This window comes from Vibrio fujianensis (assembly GCF_002749895.1).
Taxonomy (GTDB): domain Bacteria; phylum Pseudomonadota; class Gammaproteobacteria; order Enterobacterales; family Vibrionaceae; genus Vibrio; species Vibrio fujianensis.
The window spans coordinates 146,255-146,910 of the sequence record NZ_NBUS01000054.1; the positions used below are offsets into that span (position 1 = coordinate 146,255).

The 656-nt window shown below is 54.1% G+C and carries 1 protein-coding gene; it reads left to right on the forward strand.

Going from position 1 to position 656, the window contains the following annotated elements:
• Positions 1–656 (forward strand): FecCD family ABC transporter permease (locus tag B7C60_RS19410; protein ID WP_245869466.1); only part of this gene is annotated, 656 nt, incomplete at both ends.

A 656-nucleotide genomic window follows, 5' to 3' on the forward strand; every position in this document is an offset into this window, starting at 1 on the left:
CGCTGACAAGAAATCCGTTGGCCGATCCGGGTATTCTTGGCGTTAATGCTGGAGCAACTGTTGCGATTGTCAGTGCGATTGCACTGTTTGGTATTACCGATGTGTTTGGTTATATGTGGTTTGGTTTGATGGGAGCGACCATGGCGGGGGGCGCGGTGTATTTGCTAGCAGGGCTGCGCCGCGGCATTAATCCTGTGCGAGTGGTACTGGCGGGTTCGGCTTTATCCGTGGTCTTGCTCGCTTTAACTCATATCATGACGGTCAATAGCGATCAGGAAGTGTTTAATCAGTTTCGCCATTGGGCGGTCGGCTCACTGCAAGGGCGAGGATACGATGTGCTGTGGCCGGTGTCATTGCTGGTGGCCGTGGGGCTCGCACTTTCCATGGCGCTTCGCCAAGCGCTCAATACCGTTTCTTTGGGGCAAGATTTGGGTGAAGCCTTGGGGGTTAATCCTCAGCGAATTTGGTTATTGGCATCCAGCGTGATTGTGGTGCTATCGGGTGCGGCAACCTCTGCCGCTGGGCCACTCAGTTTTGTCGGGTTGACAGCACCGCATTTAGCTCGTTTTTGGGTCGGCCCAGATCATCGCTGGCTGCTGCCGTATTCGATGTTGATTGCATCGTTATTGACGGTCATCGCTGATATTCTCGGTCGT